The 26,038-nt window shown below is 34.3% G+C and carries 24 protein-coding genes and 5 tRNA genes; 25 read left to right on the forward strand and 4 right to left on the reverse strand.

From position 1 onward, the window contains the following. Nucleotides 1–305 precede the first annotated feature (305 nt). The 12 genes from glyQ (at nucleotide 306) to ACPYKA_RS00825 (ending at nucleotide 13,206) form a co-directional block, all read left to right on the forward strand. A complete protein-coding gene (gene glyQ, locus ACPYKA_RS00770; protein WP_479540513.1) occupies nucleotides 306–1,193 on the forward strand; it encodes a glycine--tRNA ligase subunit alpha in 888 nt (295 codons plus the stop codon). Further along, entirely contained in the window at nucleotides 1,186–3,255 is a 2,070-nt protein-coding gene (gene glyS / locus ACPYKA_RS00775) for a glycine--tRNA ligase subunit beta (RefSeq protein ID WP_479540514.1), read from the forward strand. Before glyQ ends, glyS begins: the two co-directional genes overlap by 8 nt. Before the next feature lie 176 nt (nucleotides 3,256–3,431). Continuing rightward, nucleotides 3,432–4,061 (forward strand): transcriptional regulator CcpN, encoded by a 630-nt coding sequence (ccpN, locus tag ACPYKA_RS00780; protein WP_479540515.1) that lies wholly within the window; start codon nucleotides 3,432–3,434, stop codon nucleotides 4,059–4,061. An 11-nt stretch (nucleotides 4,062–4,072) separates the two neighbouring features. Beyond that, nucleotides 4,073–4,894 carry a pyruvate, water dikinase regulatory protein gene (locus ACPYKA_RS00785; protein ID WP_479540516.1) on the forward strand — a complete coding sequence of 274 codons (822 nt, stop codon included), beginning with the start codon at nucleotides 4,073–4,075 and terminating at the stop codon, nucleotides 4,892–4,894. 246 nt (nucleotides 4,895–5,140) lie between these two features. Continuing rightward, nucleotides 5,141–6,940 (forward strand): DNA primase, encoded by a 1,800-nt coding sequence (gene dnaG, locus ACPYKA_RS00790; protein ID WP_479540517.1) that lies wholly within the window; start codon nucleotides 5,141–5,143, stop codon nucleotides 6,938–6,940. A gap of 27 nt (nucleotides 6,941–6,967) precedes the next feature. Beyond that, a complete protein-coding gene (gene rpoD, locus ACPYKA_RS00795) occupies nucleotides 6,968–8,080 on the forward strand; it encodes an RNA polymerase sigma factor RpoD (RefSeq protein WP_479540518.1) in 1,113 nt (370 codons plus the stop codon). A gap of 172 nt (nucleotides 8,081–8,252) precedes the next feature. After that, nucleotides 8,253–8,621 (forward strand): cytochrome c550, encoded by a 369-nt coding sequence (cccA, locus tag ACPYKA_RS00800; RefSeq protein WP_479540519.1) that lies wholly within the window; start codon nucleotides 8,253–8,255, stop codon nucleotides 8,619–8,621. Between the two features lie 111 nt (nucleotides 8,622–8,732). Then, nucleotides 8,733–9,446: a tRNA (adenine(22)-N(1))-methyltransferase gene (locus tag ACPYKA_RS00805; protein WP_479540520.1), complete on the forward strand. Its 714-nt coding sequence runs from the start codon at nucleotides 8,733–8,735 to the stop codon at nucleotides 9,444–9,446. Then, on the forward strand, nucleotides 9,443–10,549 hold the full coding sequence (locus tag ACPYKA_RS00810; protein WP_479540521.1) for a Nif3-like dinuclear metal center hexameric protein: 1,107 nt from the start codon (nucleotides 9,443–9,445) through the stop codon (nucleotides 10,547–10,549). Before ACPYKA_RS00805 ends, ACPYKA_RS00810 begins: the two co-directional genes overlap by 4 nt. A 21-nt stretch (nucleotides 10,550–10,570) precedes the next feature. Then, nucleotides 10,571–11,887, forward strand: coding sequence for a DEAD/DEAH box helicase (locus ACPYKA_RS00815; RefSeq protein WP_479540522.1), 1,317 nt, complete (start codon nucleotides 10,571–10,573; stop codon nucleotides 11,885–11,887). Nucleotides 11,888–11,899: 12 nt separating this feature from the next. Continuing rightward, nucleotides 11,900–12,790, forward strand: coding sequence for a deoxyribonuclease IV (locus ACPYKA_RS00820; protein WP_479540523.1), 891 nt, complete (start codon nucleotides 11,900–11,902; stop codon nucleotides 12,788–12,790). A gap of 77 nt (nucleotides 12,791–12,867) precedes the next feature. Next, the gene (locus tag ACPYKA_RS00825) at nucleotides 12,868–13,206 is read left to right on the forward strand and encodes a DUF4190 domain-containing protein (RefSeq protein ID WP_479540524.1); all 339 of its coding nucleotides are present in this window, start codon (nucleotides 12,868–12,870) and stop codon (nucleotides 13,204–13,206) included. A gap of 36 nt (nucleotides 13,207–13,242) precedes the next feature. Here ACPYKA_RS00825 and ACPYKA_RS00830 read toward each other — a convergent pair whose 3' ends face one another. Further along, nucleotides 13,243–13,572: a hypothetical protein gene (locus ACPYKA_RS00830; protein ID WP_479540525.1), complete on the reverse strand. Its 330-nt coding sequence runs from the start codon at nucleotides 13,570–13,572 to the stop codon at nucleotides 13,243–13,245. Nucleotides 13,573–13,616: 44 nt separating this feature from the next. On the opposite strand from ACPYKA_RS00830, the gene ACPYKA_RS00835 reads away from it, so the two are divergent. The 10 genes from ACPYKA_RS00835 (at nucleotide 13,617) to ACPYKA_RS00880 (ending at nucleotide 21,045) form a co-directional block, all read left to right on the forward strand. Next, entirely contained in the window at nucleotides 13,617–14,249 is a 633-nt protein-coding gene (locus ACPYKA_RS00835; protein WP_479540526.1) for an NfeD family protein, read from the forward strand. A 118-nt stretch (nucleotides 14,250–14,367) separates the two neighbouring features. Then, the gene (locus tag ACPYKA_RS00840) at nucleotides 14,368–15,999 is read left to right on the forward strand and encodes a Na/Pi cotransporter family protein (RefSeq protein WP_479540527.1); all 1,632 of its coding nucleotides are present in this window, start codon (nucleotides 14,368–14,370) and stop codon (nucleotides 15,997–15,999) included. Between the two features lie 350 nt (nucleotides 16,000–16,349). Then, a tRNA-Asn gene (locus ACPYKA_RS00845) sits at nucleotides 16,350–16,424 on the forward strand. 3 nt (nucleotides 16,425–16,427) lie between these two features. Then, a tRNA-Met gene (locus tag ACPYKA_RS00850) sits at nucleotides 16,428–16,501 on the forward strand. 5 nt (nucleotides 16,502–16,506) lie between these two features. After that, nucleotides 16,507–16,580: transfer RNA gene (locus ACPYKA_RS00855), tRNA-Ile, on the forward strand. 12 nt (nucleotides 16,581–16,592) lie between these two features. Continuing rightward, nucleotides 16,593–16,685, forward strand: a tRNA-Ser gene (locus tag ACPYKA_RS00860). Between the two features lie 25 nt (nucleotides 16,686–16,710). Beyond that, nucleotides 16,711–16,783, forward strand: a tRNA-Phe gene (locus tag ACPYKA_RS00865). 138 nt (nucleotides 16,784–16,921) lie between these two features. Then, nucleotides 16,922–17,533 (forward strand): superoxide dismutase, encoded by a 612-nt coding sequence (locus ACPYKA_RS00870; RefSeq protein ID WP_479540528.1) that lies wholly within the window; start codon nucleotides 16,922–16,924, stop codon nucleotides 17,531–17,533. A gap of 111 nt (nucleotides 17,534–17,644) precedes the next feature. Then, nucleotides 17,645–18,868, forward strand: coding sequence for an MFS transporter (locus tag ACPYKA_RS00875; RefSeq protein WP_479540529.1), 1,224 nt, complete (start codon nucleotides 17,645–17,647; stop codon nucleotides 18,866–18,868). A gap of 89 nt (nucleotides 18,869–18,957) precedes the next feature. Continuing rightward, the gene (locus ACPYKA_RS00880) at nucleotides 18,958–21,045 is read left to right on the forward strand and encodes a peptidoglycan D,D-transpeptidase FtsI family protein (RefSeq protein WP_479540530.1); all 2,088 of its coding nucleotides are present in this window, start codon (nucleotides 18,958–18,960) and stop codon (nucleotides 21,043–21,045) included. 379 nt (nucleotides 21,046–21,424) lie between these two features. On the opposite strand, the gene ACPYKA_RS00885 is transcribed toward ACPYKA_RS00880, so the two are convergent. Continuing rightward, a complete protein-coding gene (locus ACPYKA_RS00885) occupies nucleotides 21,425–22,027 on the reverse strand; it encodes a hypothetical protein (RefSeq protein ID WP_479540531.1) in 603 nt (200 codons plus the stop codon). Between the two features lie 24 nt (nucleotides 22,028–22,051). Continuing rightward, nucleotides 22,052–22,405: a hypothetical protein gene (locus ACPYKA_RS00890; protein ID WP_479540532.1), complete on the reverse strand. Its 354-nt coding sequence runs from the start codon at nucleotides 22,403–22,405 to the stop codon at nucleotides 22,052–22,054. A 170-nt stretch (nucleotides 22,406–22,575) separates the two neighbouring features. On the opposite strand from ACPYKA_RS00890, the gene rpmG reads away from it, so the two are divergent. The 3 genes from rpmG to ACPYKA_RS00905 all read left to right on the forward strand — a co-directional run bounded on the left by rpmG (nucleotide 22,576) and on the right by ACPYKA_RS00905 (nucleotide 24,990). Continuing rightward, nucleotides 22,576–22,725: a 50S ribosomal protein L33 gene (rpmG, locus tag ACPYKA_RS00895; protein WP_336258753.1), complete on the forward strand. Its 150-nt coding sequence runs from the start codon at nucleotides 22,576–22,578 to the stop codon at nucleotides 22,723–22,725. A 129-nt stretch (nucleotides 22,726–22,854) separates the two neighbouring features. Continuing rightward, nucleotides 22,855–23,433, forward strand: a complete 579-nt coding sequence (locus ACPYKA_RS00900; RefSeq protein WP_479540533.1) for a 5-formyltetrahydrofolate cyclo-ligase — start codon at nucleotides 22,855–22,857, stop codon at nucleotides 23,431–23,433. A 372-nt stretch (nucleotides 23,434–23,805) separates the two neighbouring features. After that, nucleotides 23,806–24,990 (forward strand): rhomboid family intramembrane serine protease, encoded by a 1,185-nt coding sequence (locus ACPYKA_RS00905; protein WP_479540534.1) that lies wholly within the window; start codon nucleotides 23,806–23,808, stop codon nucleotides 24,988–24,990. Between the two features lie 164 nt (nucleotides 24,991–25,154). Here ACPYKA_RS00905 and ACPYKA_RS00910 read toward each other — a convergent pair whose 3' ends face one another. After that, on the reverse strand, nucleotides 25,155–25,991 hold the full coding sequence (locus tag ACPYKA_RS00910) for a hypothetical protein (protein ID WP_479540535.1): 837 nt from the start codon (nucleotides 25,989–25,991) through the stop codon (nucleotides 25,155–25,157). Nucleotides 25,992–26,038 lie beyond the last annotated feature (47 nt).

Genomic DNA, 26,038 nt, shown 5'->3' on the forward strand with positions numbered 1-26,038 from the left:
GGCGGTCTTTCCGCGAGGAGGCTGAAGCCGTGCCCACGGAAAGCGAAGTATTCTGCCGAAGCGGTTTTCATCACAAATTTAAGTAAGAAGTGAGCAGGCACTAATTTTATTTACCGTGCGGTAGATTTCAACTACTCAACAGTTTACGGAAATTACGATATAAGTCTGTGATTTCATGAATGTACTTCGGAGGTTAGATATGTCTATGATTAATCTGAAGTCAACTCTTGCAGTTTAATCGTTACTTTCAATCTGCAAAAGTTAAATAATGAATAATAAATTAATTACGTATAAGGAGAGACGAAATGAATATTCAAGAAATGATTTTAACGTTACAGAAATATTGGTCTAAGCATAACTGTATTTTAGTACAAGCATACGATGTCGAAAAAGGAGCGGGAACTATGTCTCCAATGACTTTATTAAGAAGCTTGGGTCCCGAACCTTGGAATGTTGCATATGTAGAACCGTCACGCCGACCTGATGACGGTCGTTATGGAGAAAATCCCAATAGACTTTACCAACATCATCAATTTCAAGTAATTATGAAACCTTCTCCAGATAATATCCAAGATCTTTATTTAGAATCTTTATTTGAATTAGGAATAAATCCATTACACCATGATATTCGTTTTGTAGAGGATAACTGGGAAAATCCAACACTTGGTGCTTCAGGACTTGGTTGGGAAGTATGGTTAGATGGTATGGAAATTACGCAGTTTACTTACTTTCAACAAATTGGTGGTTTAGAGGCAAATCCGGTTGCGGTTGAACTAACGTATGGAATTGAAAGGTTAGCATCCTATATTCAAGATAAAGAAAAGGTGTTTGATTTAGAATGGGTAAATGGCGTATCATATAAAGATATTTTCTTGCAGCCAGAATATGAACATTCTACCTATGCATTTGAAACATCTAACACGGATACATTGTTTACGCTCTTTTCATTATATGAAGAAGAAGCGAAAGCAACAATGGAAAAAGGGTTAATATTCCCTGCATATGATTATGTTTTAAAATGTTCTCATACATTTAATTTACTTGATGCAAAAGGTGTCATATCGGTAACAGAACGTACAGGATATATTGCAAGAGTAAGAAATCTAGCTAGAAGTATTGCAAAAGCATACATCAAAGAAAGAGAAAGCTTAGGATTTCCAATGTTAAAAATGGAGGAAAAGAATAATGAGTAATCATGTGTTAGTTGAAATCGGTGTAGAAGAATTACCAGCAAGATTTATTGATCATGCTGAAGAACAACTTAAAGACAAAACAGAAAAATGGCTACAAGATAATCATCTTGAATATAAAAAAGTTAAAACATTTTCTACCCCAAGACGTTTAGCGATTCAAATTCATGCCCTTGCTTCAGAACAAACCACAATTACAGAAGAAGTAAGAGGTCCCCAAGAAAAAATTGCTAAAGATGAAAATGGGAACTGGACAAAAGCGGCGATTGGATTTACAAAAGGTCAAGGTAAACAACCAGAAGATATATATGTAAAAGAATTAAAAGGCATTTCCTATATATTCGTTGAAAAAACAACGGAGGCAAAAAGAGCGGAAGAAATATTACCGAATTTCTCAGACATAATTTCTGCGATTGTCTTCCCACAAACAATGAGATGGGGGAGTGACAGTTATCGTTTTGCAAGACCGATACGCTGGTTAGTTGCACTATTAAATGATAAGGTTATTCCTTTTGAAGTGGCTCATGTGAAGACTGATAACATTACATATGGGCATCGTTTTTTAGGTGATAAAACGATAATTACTGATCCACTGAAGTATGAATCCATTTTAGAAAATAATTATGTTATTCCAGATGCAAAAAAACGCGAATCGATGATTGTTGAGCAAATAAAGGAATTAGAAAACAAAGAAGGATTTCATATTGCCGTCCCTAATGAACTTTTACAAGAAGTTCGAAACTTGGTAGAATATCCAACTGTATTCTTTGGGAGATTTGCAGAAAATTATCTTGAACTTCCATCCGAAACATTAATTACATCAATGGCAGAACATCAAAGATATTTTCCAGTTTATTCACATGAAGGTGGAACATTGCTTGCTTATTTTGTTAGTGTTCGAAATGGTAATAAAGAACAAATTGAAAATGTGGTGAAAGGAAATGAAAAAGTATTACGTGCTCGTTTAAAAGACGCTGAATTTTTCTACAATGAAGATAGAAAGCGATCCATTGATTTTTATTTAGAAAAATTGAAAACTGTTGTCTTTCAGGATAAAATCGGAACAATTTATGAAAAGACGCAAAATGTAGTTTCCATAACTGAACAGATAAATCGGAAATTGCAGCAAACAGATGAAGTAATGGAACTATCAAAACGGGCGGCAGAAATTAGCAAGTTTGATTTAGTTACTGACATGGTAAATGAATTTCCAGAGTTGCAAGGGATTATGGGTGAAAAATATGCACTTCATTATGGGGAAAAAACAGCTGTTGCAACGGCTGTAAAAGAACATTATTTCCCAACACAAGCTAGTGGAGAATTACCAAAAACAGTAGTTGGTTCTGTTGTAAGTGTTTCAGATAAGCTAGATACGATTATAGGTTGTATCTCAGTTGGCCTTACTCCTACTGGTTCACAAGACCCGTACGGTTTAAGACGTCAAGCAATTGGTATTTTACGGATTCTTTCCGAGAAGAGATGGGAAATTTCCGTTGAAGAGTTAATAACAATTACAGAGCGTTTATATAATATTAACGACGCAGAGGTAAAGGAAAATATAAATAGCTTTATAAAAAAACGAGCAGCCTATATTCTAGGTGAACATGGTGTTGAACAAGATGTAGTACAGGCTGTATTAGCTAAGGAAATTGGTGTGTTTCATTATACGATAGAAAAGGCAAAAATTTTATCAAGAAAGCGCAATGACGATTCATTTAGAAAAATCCAAGAAGCATTAGTCCGAGTAATGAATATCGGCAAAAAACAGGCGCAAACAAATATTGATCAAACATTGTTCCAAACTGACTCAGAAAAAGCGTTATACAATAAGTATGTGCAAGTAAAGGATGCTGTGGAAGAAGCCATATTAAAACTAGACGCCGAAAAAGCTTTAGTTGAGTTAGGTAAATTAACAGAAGAGATCCATTCATTCTTTGAACATACAATGGTTATGGCTGAAGATGAAAACATTAAGAATAACCGTCTAGCCCTCGTACATGTCATATCTAATCTCATAGAACAATATGCAGATATGACACTAATTGAATGGAAGCAGCATAAATAATAGTAATAAAACTTATTTTATGTATGAAGGAGAGTTTTTAACGGTTCCTTTAAAACTCTCCGGTTATAACATGAAACAAGGAATCTGACCCTAGTTTAAACATTGTCCTTTTCAATTCTTTCATACTATAATATTTCATAAGGGAAGCATCACATGTACATGTGGGTGGTGATAAAGTGGAGTTATCAGAGCGCCAAGAAAAAATAATTGAAATTGTAAAAGAAAATGGCCCAATTACTGGGGAGCAAATTGCCGATAGGTTAAGTTTATCTCGGGCAACATTACGTCCAGATTTAGCAATTTTAACGATGGCAGGCTATTTAGACGCAAGACCCCGAGTCGGTTATTTTTTCACTGGGAAAACCGGATCGGAATTACTGACTGAAAAAGTAAAGAAATATAAAGTTAAAGATTTTCAGTCTGTACCAGTTGTAGTGAAAGAAGATGATTCTGTCTATGATGCTATTTCATCAATGTTTCTTGGAGATGTAGGTACATTATTTGTCGTAAATGAATCAGGCTGCTTAACTGGTGTTTTATCCCGTAAAGATTTATTACGTGCGAGTATAGGAAATCAAGATTTGAATTCGATTCCTGTACATATCATTATGACGAGAATGCCCAATATTACAGTAAGTAGATCAGAAGATTTGCTTATCGAAAGTGCTAAAAAATTAATCGACAAACAAATTGATGGTTTACCAGTTGTTAAAGATACGCCTGAAGGCTTACATGTTATTGGGCGAATTACAAAGACAAATATTACAAAAGCATTTGTAGAATTAATACTTGATGAACAAGTTTAGAAAGAGGGATAATGATGAATAGCCCATCCGTATATGTATTATCTGATTCAGTAGGTGAAACTGCAGAACTCGTTATTAAAGCTGGATTAAGTCAGTTTACAAATGGTAATTATAAAATCCAACGAATCCCATATGTTGAAGATAAAGTTACCATTGACGAAACGTTAGAAATTGTAAAAGATAAAACAGCAATAATCGGCTATACATTGGTTGATCCTGAGTTAAGAAATTATATGAATAGCCGAGCAAAAGAACTCAATATAGAAGTTGTAGATTTTATGGGGCCAATGATGGAAGCAATGGAGAGGACATTTAAAAACGCACCTCGACTAGAACCAGGCCTTGTTTATAAGCTTGATAAAGATTATTTTAAACGAATAGAAGCGATTGAGTTTGCGGTCAAATATGATGACGGTAGAGACCCAAGAGGAATTGCCAGGGCGGATATAGTCCTTATTGGCGTTTCTCGTACTTCTAAAACACCATTATCGCAATACTTGGCACACCAAAGACTTAAAGTTGCCAATGTACCTGTAGTTCCAGAAGTCGATCCTCCAGAAGAATTATTTCGAATCGATAAATCAAGATGTATCGGTTTAAAAATTAGTAGGGACAAATTAAATGAAATTCGCAAAGAGAGATTAAAAGCTTTAGGACTTGGCGACCATGCAACGTATGCGACATTAAAAAGAATTGATGAAGAATTAGATTTTTTTGAAAAAATTGTTAAGAAAATTGGTTGCGATGTTATTGATGTATCAAATAAAGCTGTTGAGGAAACTGCAAATATTATCTTACAAAAGTGCCGGAAAGAAAATCGCCTAACAGATTAGACATTTTAATATATTTATATTATAATAATATGTTGTACTGTAGATATACGTTTAGAAGTTGGGGAAAATGGGAATATAGTAAGATAAGCATAAATAGTATTAAACATTCCTTCTTTTACATAATGGAATATATAAAGAAGGAAATTTTTTTTCGATTCGTTAAAAAGTTTGTCGAAAGATGCAGGACTTTTTAACGAGAATCTAGAAACTATATATATCAAGTAAATATGAATCTTGGTGGTGGACATGTTTACAGAGATTCCTGAAAAATTTATAGAGAATATTCGTAATGCAAATGACATAGTTGAGGTAATTGAAGAGTATGTTCAATTAAAGAAACAAGGTAGAAATTACTTTGGATTGTGTCCTTTTCATAATGAGAATTCGCCATCATTTTCTGTAACAAAAGAAAAACAGATATTTCATTGTTTTGGTTGTGGTAAAGGTGGAAATGTCATCACATTCCTTATGGAAATCGAAACATTAACCTTTATGGAAGCTATTCAGCTGCTTGCAGACCGCTCTGGTATAACATTACCCGAAACCAATACAAAGCAAACATCTTTATCAGAAGAAGATCAACAATTATTATCCGCTTATGATTGGTTATCTAAGTTTTACCATCATCTGCTACGATATGCTGAGGATGGTAAAGAGGGATTAGATTATTTTAAGAACAGAAGGTTGAATGAAAATACGATTGAACAATTCCAACTTGGATATGCCCCAATAAATAGTGATTTTACAGTTAAATTTTTAGAGAATAAAGGCTTTCATCATCAATTACTCATTAAGGCAGGACTTTTGACGCCAAGAGATGATAATTTTATCGATCCATTTCGTGGCAGGGTAATTTTTCCTATCGCCAATCATTTAGGACGTACCGTTGGTTTTGGTGCACGTAATCTTCAAGAACAAGGTCCTAAATATTTAAATAGTCCTGAACACGCCTTATTTCAGAAAGGTAAGTTACTATATAATTTTCATTTAGCAAAAAATCATATCCGAAAACAAAATGAAGTTATTCTTTTTGAAGGCTACATGGATGTCATTGCAGCATATCAATCAGGGATAAAAAATGTTGTCGCTACATTAGGGACGGCTTTAACGGAGCACCAGGCTAAATTATTACACAGATATGTAGATACAGTCATTATTTGCTATGATGCTGATGCTGCAGGATTACATGCTAGTTATCAAGCAGCGAATTTATTAAGACGAATTGGCTGTGATGTCAAGATTGCTGAAGTAAAGAATGAAATGGATCCTGATGAGTATATAAATACTCATGGTGGTGCACAATTTACGAAACAGGTAATTGAGCCTAGTCACACTTATTTCAAATTTTTCATGAAATATAAAAGAAATGATTATAATTTGTCAGTTGATAGCGAACGAATAGCTTATATTGAAGAAATTGTTAAGCAATTAGCGACGATTGAAAGCCCAATTGAGCGAGAATATTATGTACATGATATAGCGAAAGAGTTTAATTTATCAAGCGAAATTATTCAATATGATATTGAGCAACATAAAAAGAAAAATAATTCTTTTTATAGGGATAACTCAAATAGTAATAGTAATACTAATACAAAACCATATAATTATAATAAAGTCAATATGCAACCAGCTTATGTAAATGCTGAAAGAAAATTGCTTGCTTTGATGATAAAGGATTCATCAATATTGGAAAAAGTACAACAAAAAATTGGAGTTGGGTTTAATTTAGATGAACATAAAGTGATTTTAACTCACTTATATGCGCATTATGAAGAGAAAAACGACGTGAATGTTAGTGAGTTAATTGATAAGCTAGATGATCACCTCAAACAAATAATCACTGAAATTATTTTTACACCTGTAAATGAAACAATTTCAGAACAAGTAGTAAATGATTATATAAATCAAATCCAATTGGAGGCTACTGACATCACGTACCTTCGTTCACTAAAAGAAAAGCAAAAGCAAGAGAAAGACCCTTTTTCAGCCGCGAAAATCGGATTGGAAATTATTGAAATTGAGAAACAGCTAAAGAATATGAAATAAGATTTTATTAAGGAGGGATGGGGACTCATGTCTGAAAACAAATCTTCTCAAACAATGGAAAATGACTTAACGTTAGAACAAGTGAAAGAAGAGCTACTAGAAATTGGGAAAAAAAATGGAGTTCTTGTATATGAGGAAGTAGCGGATCGCTTGTCCACCTTTGAAATTGAACCAGAACAAATTGATGAATTTTATGAGTACCTAGAGGAACAAGGTGTTGAAGTAATAGGGGATGCCGAAGATGAGGAAGCATTAAAAGAGGATCTAACAGATGAAGAAAATTTGCGAGATTTAAGTGTTCCACTCGGTATAAAAATTAATGACCCTGTTCGGATGTATTTGAAGGAAATTGGCAGAGTAGATCTTCTGACTGCTGAGGAAGAAGTTAATCTTGCAAAACGCATCAAAGAAGGGGATGAAGAAGCAAGTCGAGCACTTGCTGAAGCGAACCTTAGACTTGTTGTCAGTATTGCAAAACGATATGTGGGAAGAGGTATGCTATTTCTTGATTTAATTCAAGAAGGAAATATGGGCCTCATTAAAGCGGTCGAAAAATTTGACCATGAAAAAGGATTTAAATTTAGTACGTACGCAACTTGGTGGATCCGCCAAGCAATTACTCGTGCAATTGCTGATCAGGCAAGAACAATTAGAATTCCGGTTCATATGGTGGAAACGATCAATAAATTAATCCGAGTGCAACGACAGTTGTTACAAGATCTTGGACGGGAACCGACTCCTGAAGAAATTGGGAAAGAAATGGATTTATCACCAGCCAAAGTTCGAGATATCCAAAAAATCGCACAGGAACCAGTGTCATTGGAAACACCAATTGGAGAGGAAGACGATTCTCATCTAGGTGATTTCATAGAGGATCAAGAAGCGGTTTCACCTTCAGATCATGCGGCATACGAACTGTTAAAAGAACAATTAGAAGATGTTCTTGATACGTTAACTGATCGTGAAGAAAATGTGTTAAGATTGCGTTTTGGTTTAGACGATGGCAGAACTAGAACTCTGGAAGAGGTAGGAAAAGTTTTCGGAGTAACGAGAGAAAGAATCCGTCAAATCGAAGCAAAAGCATTACGTAAATTAAGACATCCGAGCAGAAGTAAACAACTAAAAGACTTTTTAGAATAATTTCATAATGATTTCATTATGAAATTGTTTACATATTTTTTATAATTTCTAATCCTTAAATACGTAAAGGATGTATTATTACTTTAAACTAAAAGGAATTTCGAGTAGAATAAGGATAGTCTTTATTTCTATTTGGAGTACATAACACAATTACATAAGGAGGAAGTACGTCATGAAAAGAAATATTCTCCCATTTGGAATTATAGCTATCGTAGGTATTTTTATATCGATTATCGTATTCTACGTTGGTGTACATCAACGTGATGATATTCGACTAGCTGAAGAAAATGGCGGAGAACCAGTTGAAGAACAGGGAGAAGTGGCAACAGATCCAGAAGAGATCTTTGCAAGTTCTTGTGCAAGCTGTCATGGACAAGACCTATCAGGTGGAGCTGGACCAGATTTAACATCCGTAGGTAGTAGTCTATCCGCAGAAGATATTCATAATATTATCATGAATGGTCAAGGAGCTATGCCTGGCGGTTTAGTAGGAAATGAAGAAGCCGATGTTTTAGCTGAATGGCTCAGTGAAATGAAATAAAATAGTTAGAGTATGGTAAGCTTTCTGTTTAAACAGAAAGCTTTTCTCGATTTATAGCCATATAAACTAATTTGGATACGTTTTTTCTAAATTTTAATATAGGTGAATGATATGAAGACAGAAATAAAATTATCTAACAGATTAAAAATGGTTGCCTCTTATTTACCTGAAGGAACTTTTTTTGCAGATATCGGTTCAGATCATGCGTACTTACCATGTTATATATGTTTAAAAGACGAAACCTCCCGTGCTATTGCAGGTGAGGTTAGAGAAGGACCATATAAAAGAGCGCTTGAAACTGTAGAAGCTTATCAATTAACAAATAAAGTGGAAGTGCGTCTGGGAAATGGCCTAGATATAATTAATCATGACGACGTCGTAAAAGAATTGGTAGTAGCCGGTATGGGCGGGAGTCTTATTTCGCAAATTATTGAATCTGGTAAAGAAAAATTAACAACGGTGAATCGTCTAATTTTACAGCCAAACAACGCTGCACATCTGATTCGAAAATTGCTACTAGAACTTGGTTATTCGTTAACGCATGAGGAGATTTTAGAAGAAAATAATCATATTTATGAGATTATTGTTGCAGATAAAATCAAAAATGAACAATCTCAATGGGATCCCACTGAAATGGAAAAACAGTTATTGTTCGGTCCTATTTTGATGAAAGAGAATTCACCTGTATTTTTCAAAAAGTGGAAAATGGAGAAACAAAAATTAATAAAGGTTATTCATCAGATGAAAAACGCTAAAAACATTGATTATGAAAAGCTTGCACAGTATGAAACCCAATTAAAGTGGATGGAGGAGATTTTATCATGAATAATGTTACTCATGGAAATGTCTTTAAGGCACTTGAAGAATGGGCACCTAAAAAGTTAGCATATGATTGGGATAATGTTGGTCTACAAGTCGGTTCTTACACGGATAAAACAAAAAAAATATTAGTTACACTTGATGTCCTAGAATCAGTTGTCGACGAAGCAATAGCAAATGAAACAAATTTGATTATTGCTCATCATCCGCTACTATTTAAAGCCTTAAAAAATATTGATTTTCAATCAGTGAAAGGAAAAATCATAAAAAAACTTATTAAACATGATATCACCGTCTATGCTGCACATACAAACCTTGATATAGCAAATGGCGGGGTAAATGATTTGTTATGTGAAGCGTTAGACCTTGTTTCAACCGAACCATTAGTTGATAAACAATCAGAAAATATCTTAAAACTAGTTGTGTTTGTACCTGTCACACATGCCGAAATAGTACGTGAGGCTCTCGGAAATGCAGGAGCTGGTCATATTGGTGCATATAGCCACTGTACGTTTCAATCGGAAGGCCAGGGTACTTTTAAGCCATTGGAAGGGACAAACCCTTATATTGGAAAGAAAAATGAATTAGAAAAGGTAGAAGAATTTAAAATTGAAACAGTAGTAAAAGAATCTAATTTGAATCAGGTTATAAACGCAATGAAAAAGGCACACCCTTATGAAGAAGTTGCTTATGATCTATATCCTTTAGAACTTGCTGGAGATTCATTTGGTCTTGGAAGAATCGGTTCATTTGAAGAGCCGATGTCTTTGCAGTCCCTATGTAACAAAGTAAAAAAAGCATATCAAGTAAATGATCTTCGTGTAACAGGTGATTTGGATCAACCAATTAAAAAAGTTGCTATAATTGGTGGTAGTGGTGAAAAATATATTTATCAAGCTAAAAGAATGGGTGCAGATGCGTTGATTACAGGAGATGTAACCTTTCACCTCGCACAAGAAGCTAAAGAGTTAGGTCTTGCTATCATTGATCCTGGGCATTATATTGAACAAATTATGAAAAAAGCGATGAAAAAATATTTGATGAATAAGTTCTCAAATATACAAGTTTTGGAATCAAAAATTGATACAGATCCATTTCAATTTGTGTAATTGAAAGGAGTCCAATAAATAATGAATGAAACTTTCGAACAATTAGGACTAAATAAAACAATGTTACAAGTAGTGGATAAATTATATTTTAAAAAGCCTACAAATATTCAAATTCAATCAATCCCTTCTATTTTACAAGGTAAAAGTATTATTGGTGAATCGCAAACAGGATCAGGGAAAACACATGCTTACTTATTACCGTTATTAAATCAAATTGATGAGTCTAAAGAAGAGGTTCAACTTGTTATCACTGCACCAACACGTGAATTATCGATGCAAATTTTTGAAGAAATAAAGACAATTACGAAATTAGCACAAAAAGAACAAAATTGGACCACTCGTCTAATCGTTGGAGGGGCAGACCGCCAACGAATGATAAAACAATTAGAAAAAAAACCTCATATTGTTGTTGGTACCCCGGGGCGAATTTTGGATATGGTTAATGAAGGAGTACTCTCCATTTATTCAGCAACTTCTTTTGTCATTGATGAAGCTGATTTAATGTTAGACTTTCGTTTTATTGATATAATAGATGAGTTGTTGGTACGTAGTAAAAAAGAGGTACAAATCCTTGTGTTTTCAGCAACTATCCCAAAACAGTTAAAACCGTTTTTAACTAAATATCTTGCACAACCTGTCCATATTAAAATTAAAAATGGACTAGCACCAGAACAAATGGAACATCGACTCATTGAAATAAAGCATCAAGATGTTGTTCAAAAAATAATGGATATAACAGAAATCATCCAACCGTATGTAGCCATTCTTTTTACAAATAGTAAAGAATCAGCCGATGACCTTGGGAATCAATTGGCGGAGAAAGGTTTAAACGTAGGTGTTTTACACGGAGGACTAACAAGTCGTGAACGAAAAAGAATGGTCAAAGCAATTTTAGACCTTCGTTATCAATATATAGTGGCCACAGATTTAGCTTCAAGAGGTATCGATATAAAAGGAGCTAGCCATGTCATTAATGTTGAACTTCCTAAAGAGATAGAGTTTTATATCCATCGTGTAGGAAGAACGGCTAGGGCTGGTCTAGCCGGTACAGCAATAAGTTTTTTCAGAGAAGAAGACACTGCTCTAATTGAGCAATTAGAGAAAAAAGGCATTCATTTTGTATTTACCGAAATTAAAAATGGGGAATGGGTAGATGCGAAAAGATTTAATAAACGGGAATTACGAAAAAATGTCGCGACTAAATTAGATCAAGAAGCATGGAAACGAGTTAAAAAACCAACTAAAGTAAAACCAGGTTATAAGAAAAAAATGAAGAAACAGCAGGAAAGAATTAAAAGTCGCCTAAAGAGAGAAAATCGTAACAATAATAGAAAATAATGGGGTGGAATAATGGTTAAGTTAGGGTCACATGTATCTATGAGTGGGAAAAAAATGTTATTAGGTTCAAGTGAAGAAGCAACTTCTTATGGAGCAAACACTTTAATGATTTATACTGGTGCACCACAAAATACGAGAAGAAAACCAATTGAAGAATTAAATATCGATGCCGGGATTGAACATATGAAAGAAAATGGAATAAGTGATATTGTTGTACATGCCCCGTATATTATAAATATTGCTAATACAATTAAGCCAGCAACTTTTGAATTAGGGGTCTCTTTTTTACAAAGCGAGATTGAACGTACAGAAGCCATTGGAGCAAAACAAATTGTATTACATCCTGGTGCGCATGTCGGAGCAGGTGCTGATGAAGGGATTAAAAAAATAATTGAAGGTTTAAATGAGGTCATTACGAAAGACCAAACCGTACAAATTGCACTTGAGACGATGGCGGGTAAGGGAACTGAAATTGGAAGAAGTTTTGATGAACTAGCGAAAATAATTGATGGCGTAACACATAATGAAAAATTAAGTGTCTGCTTTGATACTTGTCACGTACATGATGCAGGGTATCATGTCGCTGATGGGTTTGATGATGTCTTAAAAGATTTTGATAAAATCGTTGGTATAGATAGAATTAAAGTTGTCCATGTGAACGATAGCAAAAATGAGCGTGGTGCTGGGAAAGATCGCCATGAAAATATCGGTTTTGGACATATTGGGTTTAAAGCACTTCACTATGTTATTTTTCACGAAGAATTCGAAAAAATACCTAAAATTTTAGAAACGCCTTATGTCGGTGAAGATAAGAAAAACAAACGACCTCCATATAAATTTGAAATTGAAATGATCAAGGATGGATCCTTTGATGAAACCTTGCTTCAAAAAATCATGGGCTAATTTGCAATAAATAACATAAATGAAATAGTCTATAATCCATAAACTATACCTACCTTAAGAAAAAGGGGGTAAGCCTTGTGGAAAATCAAAACTTAAACGAACCATCAAAGGAACAAGATCCAGTGGACGAGCATATTTTTAAAGAAGAAACGTCTGCTGAATTTACCGAAGATACAATTGGAGATGATCGTGACCAAGATAGAGATGAAGACAGAGAAGTATACAATGTGTATGGTTGGATCGCGATTGCTTTAAGTGCAATATCCTTCTTTTTTATTCCGATACTTTTTGCAGGTGCAGGAATAATATTAGGATTTATTGCGAGAAACCGGGAAGCACAAATTTTAGGTAATACAGCGATAGTTATCGGTATTTTATCAATTATTACACGTTTATTTATTATGCCACTCATATAGTAAATTAAAGGCTGAAGCTAAGTTCTTCAGCCTTTTTTAATGAGGATAAGTCGGGAAATAATAATACATACCAGGAGTTAATTCAATTGTTGTAACATTCGGATTTACTGAATTGAAATCATCTAATATATCTTCAATTTTGATTTGATTTAAATTTTCACCATTAAGCTCTTCGGAGACGGACAATATAGTATCTCCTGCTTCGACTTTGATTTTCACAACAGGCATATCTTTATTAATATTTTGTTCATCCATCGTAGGAGATTTACTCGTTTTATTGTTAGTCCCTTTTTGAATATCATTATACAAACTGAGAATTAACAGTATAATACAAGTATAAAGGCAAATTTTTTTAAAGGTAAACATAGAATATACCACCTTAAAAATTTTTGAGCAGGGAGGAGTTTATAATGGAAGCAATTATGTCTTCTGATTGGATTGGTTTGATTTTTATTGGATTGGGAACATTATTTTTACTAGGTGAAATTCTCGTAAATATGCGAGGTATTTTTGCCGTACTAGGAATAATCTTTACTGTATATTATTTTTATACGTTCCTGACAGAACCGTCTACCATTGTTATTATGCTTATTATTTATTTTGTTGGACTATTACTAATTTTTATTGATGGAAAATTAATTAATGACGGCACGTTAGCGACACTTGGACTTGCAGGAATGATATTATCTGTTGCTCTCACAGCTCCGAATTTCTTTGCGGGTCTGTATGCCGTAATAGGTGTAATTCTTGGAGGCGCGTTGTCGTTCACATTTTTGAAAGTATTTAAAAGAAGAAATATGTGGAGTAAAATTGCTTTAAAAGATCGGTTGACAAAAGAAGCAGGCTATACTTCACTAAACGAGGAATATGTGCAATTAGTGGGCAAAAAAGGAACTACATTAACTGATTTAAGACCAGTGGGAACGATTGATATTGATGGTAAAGATTACAGTGCCATTTCCAACGCCCAATGGATAAAAAAGGGGACAGAGGTGCAAGTTACTGAAGTAGATGGAACTCGAATTTTAGTGAAGGAAATTTAAAAAAATCTCAAATGTAAATTTAATGTTAAATAACCGAAATATCCTTTACATCTTTTAAATATTTCATAATAATAGGACTGTATGCAAAATTAATATGCCTCTCGGAGATGATTAACAATTGACAGATTCAATCGACTTACAATCCATCATTTTTGAATTTATCGGTGGTTTAGGGATTTTTTTACTAGGAATTAAATTCATGGGGGATGGTCTCCAAAAATTTGCCGGTGACAGACTACGTGATATTTTGGATCGGTTTACAAGTAATCCATTTCTCGGTGTACTTGCTGGAATGCTTGTTACCATGCTTATCCAAAGTAGTTCAGGAACAACGGTATTAACGGTTGCATTAGTAAATGCCGGTTTTATGACATTACGCCAAGCAATCGGTGTCATTATGGGAGCTAATATCGGTACTACCGTTACTGCTTTCATTATTGGTTTAGATATTGGAGAATATGCATTACCAATTATTGCAATTGGTTGTTTTATGATATTTTTCTTTAAAAGTCAAAAAGTAAATGTAATTGGACAAGCTATTTTTGGGTTTGGTGCATTGTTTTTCGGTTTGGAATTAATGAGTAATGGAATGAAGCCTTTACGGTCTTTAGAAGCGTTTCATGAATTAACGGTCAATATGAGTGATAATCCGATCTTAGGAGTAGTAATTGGGACAGTCTTTACACTTATTGTTCAAAGTTCCAGTGCGACAGTCGGAATTTTGCAAGGATTATTTTCTGAAGGTGCAATTACTTTACATGCAGCAATACCAGTTCTTTTTGGTGACAATATTGGGACTACAATAACGGCAGTATTAGCATCTATAGGTACTTCCGTTGCTGCAAGAAGAGCTGCTTTTACCCATGTTACGTTTAATATTATCGGAGCAGTAATATTTATGATATTTTTAGGATTCTTTGTAAGTTATGTAACGTTCTTACAAAATACATTTAACCTAAATCCAGAAATGACGATAGCCTTTGCTCACGGAAGTTTTAACATTGCAAACACGATGATCCAATTCCCTTTTATTGGTGCTTTAGCATGGATTGTTACAAAGCTAATCCCGGGGGAAGATGTGACGATAGAATACAAACCAAAGCACTTAGATCCAATTTTTGTCGAACAATCTCCTACTGTGGCACTAGATCAGGCTAAATCTGAGATCATTCGTATGGGTGAATACAGTGTGAAAGGTCTAGAAGAAACAAGCTTATATGTCATGACACAACAAGAAAAACATTCTGAGATGGCAATGCAAATTGAAGGTGCTTTGAATAATCTTGACAGGGAAATAACGAATTATTTAGTTAATATTTCAAGCAGGACGTTATCAGAGGCAGACAGTGCCAAACATACTGCATTAATGGATACTGTTCGTGATATTGAACGAATTGGAGATCACTTTGAGAATATTCTAGAACTGATCCAATATAAAATAACAAATAAAATAAACTTAACTGAACATGCACATGAAGATCTTCATGAAATGTTTGATTTAACAATTTCCACGGTAAATCAAGCTGTAAAATCTCTTGAATTAATGGATAGAGAAGAAGCATTAGCAGTTGTTCAAAAAGAAGATCAAATTGATAAAATGGAAAGAAGTTTTCGTAAAAGACATATAATTCGAATGAATGAAGGACAATGTACTGGTTCTGCCGGTATCGTATTTGTCGATATTATAAGTAATTTAGAAAGAATAGGGGATCATGCTGTAAATATTGCAGAAGAAGTTTTAAATGGTTAGAAAAACTTTTTCAAAAAAAGTGTTGACAAGATATAATGTGCATGGTATATTATATCTTGTCGTTTGTTTTTGGCACTTCTTTTCAGACAGTAAAAAGATTTTATTGTTTTATTGGACAAACTGATAATTTATCTATTATAATAGCCAATGGACGCATAAAAATGCACGAACAGCATTAAACAATTATCGTATTTTAATTCCACAGTAGCTAAAGTGGTAGAGTAAGCCGGATCCAACTAATCATATTTTTTTGAATTAACATGGATATAGGCCTGCGAGGAGTGCGACAGCACGACGAGACCACTAAGCTTATCAATTAAAATAAATATTAACCTTTATATTAATCTTATTCCACAGTAGCTCAGTGGTAGAGCAATCGGCTGTTAACCGATCGGTCGTAGGTTCGAATCCTACCTGTGGAGCCATATGGCGGCGTAGCTCAGCTGGCGAGAGCGTACGGTTCATACCCGTGAGGTCGTGGGTTCGATCCCCTCCGCCGCTACTTAAGGACCCTTAGCTCAGTTGGTTAGAGCTATCGGCTCATAACCGATCGGTCGCAGGTTCGAGTCCTGCAGGGTCCACTTAAATCACTCGGAGGAATACCCAAGTCTGGCTGAAGGGATCGGTCTTGAAAACCGACAGGGGTGTTAAAGCCCGCGGGGGTTCGAATCCCTCTTCCTCCTCCATTATATATTTAAATACATATTATAAGGCTCGATAGCTCAGTCGGTAGAGCAAAGGACTGAAAATCCTTGTGTCGGCGGTTCGATTCCGTCTCGAGCCATATAAGAAACAAGCATACGATTATAGCTTGTTTTTTTATTTCATTTTTATTTATGACAAAGCTAAAGATTTGCACCTTTTACAAAGCTTTGATACCCTTTACATATAAAGAATATAAAATTAAAGGAGAGGATTACATATGTCAAAATTTGAATTACCAGAACTTCCTTATGCTTATGATGCACTAGAACCTACGATTGATAAAGAGACGATGAATATTCACCACACGAAGCATCATAACACTTACGTAACAAACCTAAATAACGCTTTAGAAGGAAACAGTGATTTACAAAGTAAATCAGTTGAAGACCTTATTAGTGATTTAAATGCGGTGCCAGAAAATATCCGTACTGCTGTACGAAATAATGGTGGGGGTCATGCGAACCACAGCCTATTCTGGAAAATTCTATCTCCTTCGGGTGGCGGTGAGCCAAGTGGCGAGCTAGCGGATAAAATAAATGATAAATTTGGTAGCTTTGATAACTTTAAAGAAGAATTTGAAAAAGCTGCTGCTACACGTTTTGGTTCAGGCTGGGCTTGGTTAGTTGTTAATAATAGCGAGCTTGAAGTAACAAGCACACCTAACCAAGACTCACCATTAATGGAAGGTAAAACACCAATTTTAGGTCTGGATGTTTGGGAGCATGCATATTACTTAAAATATCAAAACAGACGTCCAGAATATGCAAAAGCATTCTGGGACAAAGTGAACTGGGATGAAGTAACAAAAAATTATAACGACGCAAAATAAATTTAACAGAAGGCCAAAGGAAATTTTCCTTTGGTCTTTTTTATTTAAATTTATTACATATCTCGCTCTTTAGTTGTTCACACTATAATTACTAAAGGAGCGCTTTGATATATGTGGAAGCTAACTACGCATTTTTTAGATAAGGATGAAATGAACAGAGATCTCATTTTGTTATTAGTAATTGGCGGCTTATATTCATTAGGAATATTTTTATCTAATACTTTTGTAAATGTTTTTTTATGGAGACAAACGAATGATTTTCTTACGATTGCTAATTACAATTTAGCTATTTTTATCTTTCAGCCAATTACTTTTATAATTGCAGGTAAATTAGCGAAGAAAATTGACCGTATTATAGTTCTTCGCTTAGGAGTAACATTTTTATCTATATTTTTTCTTACTGTATTAATCATTGGTGATCATGCATCTACCTATAACTTTTTACTTGGCTGTCTCTTAGGGGTAGGATATGGATTTTACTGGCTAGCATTTAATGTTTTAACCTTTGAAATAACCGAACCTGAAACAAGGGATTTTTTTAATGGATTTATGGGAGGTCTTGAATCGTTAGGTGGCATGATAGGACCAGTAGTAGCCGGATTTATCATTTCAAAATTAAAGACGAATATTGGGTACATGACGATTTTTTCAATTTCATTTGGTTTATTTATCCTTGCTGTTATTTGCAGCTTCTTTATAAAAAGAAGAAAAGCGGAAGGGAAATATGGACTTTTAACGGTTATTAAAGAAATGCGGGAAAATAAGAACTGGAATAATGTTATTAAATCCAATATATTTCAAGGTATGCGGGAAGGTCTTTTCGTTTTTGTTGTTACGATTTGGGTATTTCTAGTAACAAAAAGTGAATTTGCATTGGGTATGTTTAATCTAGTTTTAAGTGCCTTGTCGTTTATCTTTTATTTGCTCGTTACAAAAATGGTAAATCCCAGTATGCGAAAAAAAGCCATTTTCATTGGCAGTTTAATCATCAGTTTTTCAGTATATATTATTTTATTTGATTTAACATATGTACATTTAATCATTTACGCAATTATTATCGGGATTGGATATCCGATTATTAATGTCCCATTTAATTCCATGGCATACGATGTAATTGGTACAAGCAAGTACGCGAAAGAGTTGAGAATTGAATATGTTGTTGCACTTGAAATATTTGTCAATATGGGACGTGTTTTTTCAATTCTTATTTTTATAATTTCAATGTCTATTTATAATAACCCGAATATCATACCGATTCTTTTAGGGATATTTAGTAATAGCTACTTATTAATATTTTTCTTTATGAATAAAGTTCATTTAACTTATCAGAAATAAGCAAAATAATTTCCTCGTAATGATTAAATATTCGCCAAGATATGCTATAATTATTTGGGTGAGATTAAAATTACAAGGGGGAATTGCTAATGGTAAATAAGAAAAAGAATGTGTCACGAATTCCCTTACGTATAAATATAATATTTTTTGTCGTATTTATCCTATTCTCTGTACTTGTTGTGCAGCTTGGGGTAGTACAAATTTTACAAGGGGAAAGTTTTCAAGAAGAAATCGATCGGACAATTAAGGATATATCGAGATCTCCTGTTCCAAGAGGGAAAATTTTTGACCGTAATGGAAAAATAATAGTGGATAACAAGCCGCTTTATTCAATTACGTATACCCCTCCGAAAAGAGTGCAGGCTGAAGATAAACTTGAATTAGCAGAAGAACTAACAAATTTTCTTGTTGTTGATGACAAAGTTCTTAAAAAAATTACTGAACGTAATAAAAAAGAGTATTGGTATTTAAAGAATACAGATAAAGCAGTTGAACGATTAACTGATAAGGAAATAGAAGAATTGGATGATATTGAACAGTATGACCTTATGCTCGAAAGAATTACTGATGAGGAAATCGCTAATTTTACGGATGAACAATTACAAGTGATTGCAATTAAACGTGAATTAGATAAGGCGTACGCCCTTACTCCAGAAGTAATCAAAAATAAGGATATATCCGTTCAGGAATATGCGGAAATTGCAGAAAATTTAAGTGAGCTTCCAGGAATTAACGCATCTACAGATTGGGAACGAAAATATGTTTATGGTGACACCCTAAAGTCAATTATTGGCTCAATAACTTCACAAGAACAGGGAATACCTGCTGAAAAAGAGGATTATTATTTAACGAGGGGTTACAACCGAAATGACAGAGTAGGTAAAAGTGGTCTTGAAGAACAATATGAAGATGTCCTTCGAGGTAGAAAAGAACAAGTTCAATATACAACAACAAAAAATGGAGACATAATTGGTTCTGATATTGTTGTCCCTGGAGAAAGAGGAAAAGACTTAGTTCTTTCACTTGATATGGAATATCAAGAGTTAGTAGATGAGATTGTTTTAAAAGAATTAAAGGCTGCCAAAAGTAGGGGAAATTACTGGTTAGAAGATGCATTAGCTGTCGTAATGAACCCGAAAACGGGAGAAATTTTAGCTTTAAGTGGTCAGCACTATGACCGTGAAACAGGAGAATATAAAAGTACACCACATAAAGTATTATATGATGCACATCGTCCTGGTTCTACTGTAAAAGGTGCAACCGTACTTGCAGGTTTACAATCAGGGGTAATTAACCCGGGTGATGTATTTATCGATAGTCCAATTCAGATTTCTGGAACACCAAGAAAAGCTTCATATGCACGACTAGGTGCAGTAGATGATCTAAGTGCACTCAAACGATCTTCAAACGTATATATGTTCTATATTGCACTTCGTTTGGGAGGAGATTTCAGACATCCATACCCAAATAATACTAGTACAAATGCAAGTGCTACGGAAGGGTTACAGAAATTGAGAAATTACTTTAACCAGTTCGGTTTGGGTATTAGCACAGGAATAGACTTCCCTTTTGAATCAACTGGTTTCGTAGGAACTGATCCTAGGGCTGGTAATCTAATGGATAATGGAATTGGCCAATATGATACGTATACAACATTGCAACTTGGACAGTATGTTTCGACCATTGCAAATGACGGCAACCGAGTTCAACCCCATTTTGTCAAGGAAATAAGAAATCCTTCCAATGAAAATGAGTTAGGCTCCGTTGATCAAGTAATTCATCCGAAAGTATTAAATAAAATAGACATAAACCCAAGTTATATTGAACGAGTACAAACTGGTTTTTGGAAAGCATTTAATGAATCCGGTGGAACTGGATATTCTAATTGGGCAGGTACGAGTTACCGTGCCGCAGGAAAAACGGGAACTGCGGAAAATGAAGTGTACCTAAAACGGGATGATGGAACTAGCTATAAAGCGGCGGACGTGGAAAACTTATCGTTGGTTGGTTATGCTCCTTATGATGATCCCGAGGTTGCGTTTGCAGTTATCGTTCCTCAATTAGGTAAAAATACTGGAAATCAAATTAACCACAAAATTGGAAGAGGACTATTAGATACTTATTTTGAATTAAAAGAGAAACGTGCTTCAGAAAAAGATGAAGCTGACGAAGAATAAATAACAATTTTATGGTCTAAACAGGGATAAACCAGTTTAGACCTTTTTATTTTATTTATTAGAAAACTTGGCTTATCGTTAAAGAAAACATACCCTTATCACCAGGGGTATGCCGACGGTTAGGCAGAGAGCCTGTTCTTAGTCGGCCTTCTTGGCGAGAGTATGAGTTGCACTTACGAGTGATTGACGTGCTAGTACTGGCGTCTGAGACAAATCTTTACGGTGGGACGAACAAAAGAGCAAATGTCCTTCGATGGGACGAGTAAGCGCAGTCCCAGTCCCAGGACGCCCGAGCTTTTGGCCAGTGAGCAGAAAGAAAGTTTTATACTTTCTTACCTGCTAAAAAAAGAACAGGCAAGAGAATAATCTCCTGCCTGTTTTAATCCCCCGGATAAGTAGTAACTGTTTCCGCAAGTTCTTTTATACTCATTTCACTTGTTACTTCAAATGTTCCAAGTTGAATATATGGACTATAATCATTATCTTCTAGATATTTAATAAATTTGTCACGCTCACCCTTACTAAGGATTTTTTTATCTACTAACGTATCGGCAATATCTTGTGTTACATCACCTTTTTTAATAGTAAATTTAGTTTTTGTCACTTTATCAGTTTTATCTTCTTTTTTCTCTTTCTTCTTTGTATCCTTTTCTTTTTCCTTGTCGTCTTTCTTTTTCGTGTCTTTTTCTTCTTCTTTTGACTTTTGTTCTTCTTTCTCTTTCTCTTTCTCTTTCTCTTTATCCGTTTTAGCTGAAGCAGTTTGGGCTTCCTCTTCCTTCATAGTATCAACGTACATGGAAAATGAAATAAATTCGTCTTCCGTAATGACTCGATATCCATTTTCTTCCACTTGCGCTATCATATCTTCAACTGCAACATTTTCAATCGATTCTTTTGAACTGTCAGTCAAAAAATAAAAACCTAAAGATAGAATACCTGCAGTAAATAACCCAATTGAAAAAAAGCGTATTGGTAATCTCATTATGATTATTATTCTCCTTACTATCTAAATATTGGACCTAAGAATAGTTTGAACGTCATGACTTGTTAAATCTGTTTGTTCTGAAATATCTTCTGGAGAATAGCCTTGTTGGTGAAGGTGATATATTTTTTGTATCAACAAAGGCTTATCTTGTAACGACTCGGGAATTTCATTAGTTGTTGATTGATAATTATTCCCAGTCAATAATTCCTCTTCAAGAACTTTAAGTTTCTTCTTCATTTGATATGTATCCTGCATCGTAGTAATTGAAAATTGTTCAAGTTGATCTTCTAGCTCCTTAAATTTATCAGACATGAAAAAAGAACTTGCGAATAATACTAATGCTATTACGACGACTGATACAAGTAAATAAACCATTTTTTATACCTCCTTGCAATCTACTTTAACATTATACTATGAAAATTACTATTTTGGCTAAGAAAAAATAAATAGATTAAAAATTTGCGTGAAAAAAATGTATCTGTTATCATTATTAAGGGTAAATTATATTATTGACTTTTTGACTTATTGAATTTGGAGGGATAGAAATGCGTGTAAATATAACACTTGCTTGTACAGAAACAGGAGATAGAAACTATATTACTACAAAAAATAATCGTAATAATACAGAGCGTATCGAATTAATGAAATACTGCCCACGTTTAAGAAAACATACATTGCATCGTGAAACGAAATAATTTAAAGTTTAGAAACTCTTACCATATTAATGGATAGGAGTTTTTTATTTATATATGTCTTCCTTATAGTCCCTTCAAGCGATTTCCAAAGACAGATGAGGTACAATAAGATAAGAGGTGTTTGTACAAGTGAATAAAAAACGAATCCGCAACGATATGATGGAACAATTAGCTCACTTAGATCAGGATGAAAAATTAGCAATAGAACTCAAACTATATAACCATTTATATACATCTAAACTATGGAAAGAAGCAAATATTATTGGAATTACTTGGTCAACAGCTTTTGAATGGAACACTGAACCTATCATTAGGCAGGCGTGGAAAGAGAATAAAATCATTTGTATTCCGAAAAGTTTTCACAATACGAAAGAAATGGAATTTTACTATATCAAGCAGAAAAAGGACGTAGAAATTGGATATGGAGGCATTTTGGAGCCTCGTGTTGATAAAACGAAACAGATATCCAAACATAGTATTGATTTATTAGTTGTCCCAGGCATCGTATTTAATCGTTCAGGTTATCGAATAGGGTTTGGCGGAGGGTTTTACGATCGTTTCCTAGTTGATTTCACACAGAATACTTTATCACTAGTTAGTAATATCCAATTAACATCTTTTGAATTTTCTGAGCCACATGATATTCCAATTAAGTTTATGGTTACGGAAAATGGAATTTTAAAAATGCGTGTTCAAAATGGAGGATAAAAAGGACCAAGTCGGCTAAAGTCGCCACGTCCTGTGGCAACGCCGACACTAGCACGTCCTGTGCGTCGAAAGTTCAAGGCGGCGTAGTTTCGAGCAGCGGAATGTATGCATTTAGATACATGAGCAAACGCGCTAGCACGCAGAAAAAGTGCTTTCCTTTTTCAAGGAGCGGAGAAGCAAGCCAACGAGCTTCCACAGGATGTGGTGACTTCGACGTTCGACACAGGACGTGTCGGTATTTAGTCGAAGTTCCCCTAACGCAGCGTCATTTTTACCGGAGTTTTTGAACATCCTCTAAAATCAGAAAATAAATGAATGTGTTTTTGCATATAACGATGCGAATTTTGATATGATGGGTACAGGAGGTGTCTTATGTATATCACAGAGCAATATAATATGTACCGTTTAGCATATGATCTCATTACGACAGATAAATATGAAATATTGCATATGAATCCTCAAACAGATGAACTTTGGCTCGAAAAGTATGAACGCAATGTATCTAAAGTAATTCGTTTTATACATAAAGGATTTGATTGGAAAAACCATTTAAAAACAGACATTGCATCCGTTTTTCAACGCGTCAAAGCGATGAAGCGTTTTTTTGTTGGAAAAAATATTGAAATTTATAATGTTTATATAACTTCCCATGAACCCGTCGATGATTGGGAGTTATTAAAAAAACCGATGCAGTTAAAAGAGAAAAAGCCATTAAAAATGAAGGTTTTCTATTTAACAGAAGATAATTTTATAAAAGAAAAAACTCGTCTTTTAAATCAAATTAATTCACAAGCTCAAAATGAACCTGAACTTCCTTCTTTAAACGACCAAGAGAAAGAAGTGGCATTATACAAAATTAAAATGAGCAATTTGTTACACGAAAAGAAACAGCAATATGAGAACGTGTTCACATTTGGTAAGCCACATTTTACTTATATTTTTATAGCATTGAACATATTTATGTTTTTAATGCTTGAATTAAATGGAGGCAGTTTAAACATCGATACGTTAATTCAGAGTGGAGCAAAGTATAATCCTGCCATTGTCGAAGGAGAATGGTGGAGGATAGTTTCTTCAATGTTTTTGCATATTGGTGCACTACATCTGTTTATGAATATGCTTGCTTTATATTATTTAGGAACAGCAGTCGAAAGAATTTTCGGTACGGCACGATTTGTTATCATTTATTTTTTAGCCGGTATCGGTGGTGGATTGACTAGTTTTGCTTTTAATGTCCATGTAGCTGCCGGAGCTTCTGGTGCGTTATTTGGTTTGTTCGGTGCATTATTATTTTTTGGTATCATTTACAAACAATTATTCTTTCAAACAATGGGGAAAAATTTAATTCTCATTTTAGCCATTAATCTTGTATTTGGGTTTTTAGTTCCGCAAATAGATATGGGCGCACACGTTGGTGGATTAATTATGGGCTTTCTTGCCGCATCCATAACCTATGTCCCTAATAAAAAGAACATTTTTGTGCAACTTGTTTCCGTCGTGCTTTATTCCCTTATCGCAATTTATTTAGCCTTCTACGGTTTACAAGTGCATATATAACATTTAAGTGCGTGTTCAAAAAGGAGGATAAAAAGGACCAAGAAGTTCGAGGCGGCGCAGTTTCGAGCAGCGGAATGTATGCATTTAGATACATGAGTAGCGGAGAAACAAGCCAACGAAGAAATTCGCAGTGTCATTTTTACCGGACTTTTTAAACATCCTCTTTAAGCAATCTTTTGAATAAGTTTTTGGTTTTTATTATTCAATTCAAATATAACCAATAGGTGATCGTTATTCTTTGCCAATAAAATTAATGGCATATAATGTTTATCTTGTAGATTTTCTTCTTCCTTTAATAATAGGATATAATTTTTATATAACCCTTCCCAAAGTTGTCCGATAATTTTTTTAGTTTCGGCCTCTGTACGTCCAGGTAAGGGCTTATTTTCATATTGTGCGAGTTCTGTTAACGGAATACGGTCATAGTCATTTATTGCAATATCTAATTGATTAATTAGTTTGTTCCAGTGACTTTCTAATTGTTGATTCGTCATTTTGTTGAGATCTCTTTCCCATTTTTTTTCATTAGCATTACTTGGTTCGTGAAATGAATAAATAGTATTACTATCATTAATAAAATACAATTGATTACTTGTCATTTTTTGAATACTGGAAATCTGATCGTTTGGATCATGAATTTCTCCATGGTGAAATGATATTGCTTTTAGGAGGCTGCTGTTTGCCTGATAAAAGCGTTTACTTAAATCAAGGTGATCAACATTTTGGCGCCATTTATTTAAAACACCTTTAAATTTTCCATTTTCATAGAGCAATGAAACATCTTGCCGTAAATAGGCGACATCGCTACTTGTTGATTCGACAGACCATTCAATTTCATCCGTATTTTTTACCAAATTAATGTTTGTTTCGGCATTGTCGAAAAATACATTGTCATCCGGTGGGAAATATTTCATTGTTGTTACCGTTAAATTACTTTTTAGTATAAAAAACAGACAAATAGATGATATGATAAAACAAGAATAAATAATATATTTATGCATGTCCAACATCCTTTAAAAATTCTTTTGTACCATTATATGATGAAGAA

Source organism: Pseudogracilibacillus amylolyticus (SeqCode), from assembly GCF_051918545.1.
Taxonomy (GTDB): domain Bacteria; phylum Bacillota; class Bacilli; order Bacillales; family Amphibacillaceae; genus Pseudogracilibacillus.

Excerpts from the sequence above, each read along its gene's own strand:
- glyS (WP_479540514.1), top strand. The coding sequence starts at position 1,186 with ATGAGTAATCATGTGTTAGTTGAAATCGGTGTAGAAGAATTACCAGCA.
- rpmG (WP_336258753.1), top strand. The coding sequence starts at position 22,576 with ATGCGTGTAAATATAACACTTGCTTGTACAGAAACAGGAGATAGAAAC.
- ACPYKA_RS00910 (WP_479540535.1), bottom strand. The coding sequence starts at position 25,991 with ATGCATAAATATATTATTTATTCTTGTTTTATCATATCATCTATTTGT.
- ACPYKA_RS00835 (WP_479540526.1), top strand. The coding sequence starts at position 13,617 with ATGGAAGCAATTATGTCTTCTGATTGGATTGGTTTGATTTTTATTGGA.
- rpoD (WP_479540518.1), top strand. The coding sequence starts at position 6,968 with ATGTCTGAAAACAAATCTTCTCAAACAATGGAAAATGACTTAACGTTA.
- ACPYKA_RS00830 (WP_479540525.1), bottom strand. The coding sequence starts at position 13,572 with ATGTTTACCTTTAAAAAAATTTGCCTTTATACTTGTATTATACTGTTA.
- ACPYKA_RS00885 (WP_479540531.1), bottom strand. The coding sequence starts at position 22,027 with ATGAGATTACCAATACGCTTTTTTTCAATTGGGTTATTTACTGCAGGT.
- cccA (WP_479540519.1), top strand. The coding sequence starts at position 8,253 with ATGAAAAGAAATATTCTCCCATTTGGAATTATAGCTATCGTAGGTATT.
- ACPYKA_RS00820 (WP_479540523.1), top strand. The coding sequence starts at position 11,900 with ATGGTTAAGTTAGGGTCACATGTATCTATGAGTGGGAAAAAAATGTTA.
- ACPYKA_RS00905 (WP_479540534.1), top strand. The coding sequence starts at position 23,806 with ATGTATATCACAGAGCAATATAATATGTACCGTTTAGCATATGATCTC.
- ACPYKA_RS00785 (WP_479540516.1), top strand. The coding sequence starts at position 4,073 with ATGATGAATAGCCCATCCGTATATGTATTATCTGATTCAGTAGGTGAA.
- ACPYKA_RS00890 (WP_479540532.1), bottom strand. The coding sequence starts at position 22,405 with ATGGTTTATTTACTTGTATCAGTCGTCGTAATAGCATTAGTATTATTC.
- ACPYKA_RS00880 (WP_479540530.1), top strand. The coding sequence starts at position 18,958 with ATGGTAAATAAGAAAAAGAATGTGTCACGAATTCCCTTACGTATAAAT.
- ACPYKA_RS00805 (WP_479540520.1), top strand. The coding sequence starts at position 8,733 with ATGAAGACAGAAATAAAATTATCTAACAGATTAAAAATGGTTGCCTCT.
- ACPYKA_RS00875 (WP_479540529.1), top strand. The coding sequence starts at position 17,645 with ATGTGGAAGCTAACTACGCATTTTTTAGATAAGGATGAAATGAACAGA.
- dnaG (WP_479540517.1), top strand. The coding sequence starts at position 5,141 with ATGTTTACAGAGATTCCTGAAAAATTTATAGAGAATATTCGTAATGCA.
- ACPYKA_RS00810 (WP_479540521.1), top strand. The coding sequence starts at position 9,443 with ATGAATAATGTTACTCATGGAAATGTCTTTAAGGCACTTGAAGAATGG.
- ACPYKA_RS00815 (WP_479540522.1), top strand. The coding sequence starts at position 10,571 with ATGAATGAAACTTTCGAACAATTAGGACTAAATAAAACAATGTTACAA.
- ACPYKA_RS00870 (WP_479540528.1), top strand. The coding sequence starts at position 16,922 with ATGTCAAAATTTGAATTACCAGAACTTCCTTATGCTTATGATGCACTA.
- glyQ (WP_479540513.1), top strand. The coding sequence starts at position 306 with ATGAATATTCAAGAAATGATTTTAACGTTACAGAAATATTGGTCTAAG.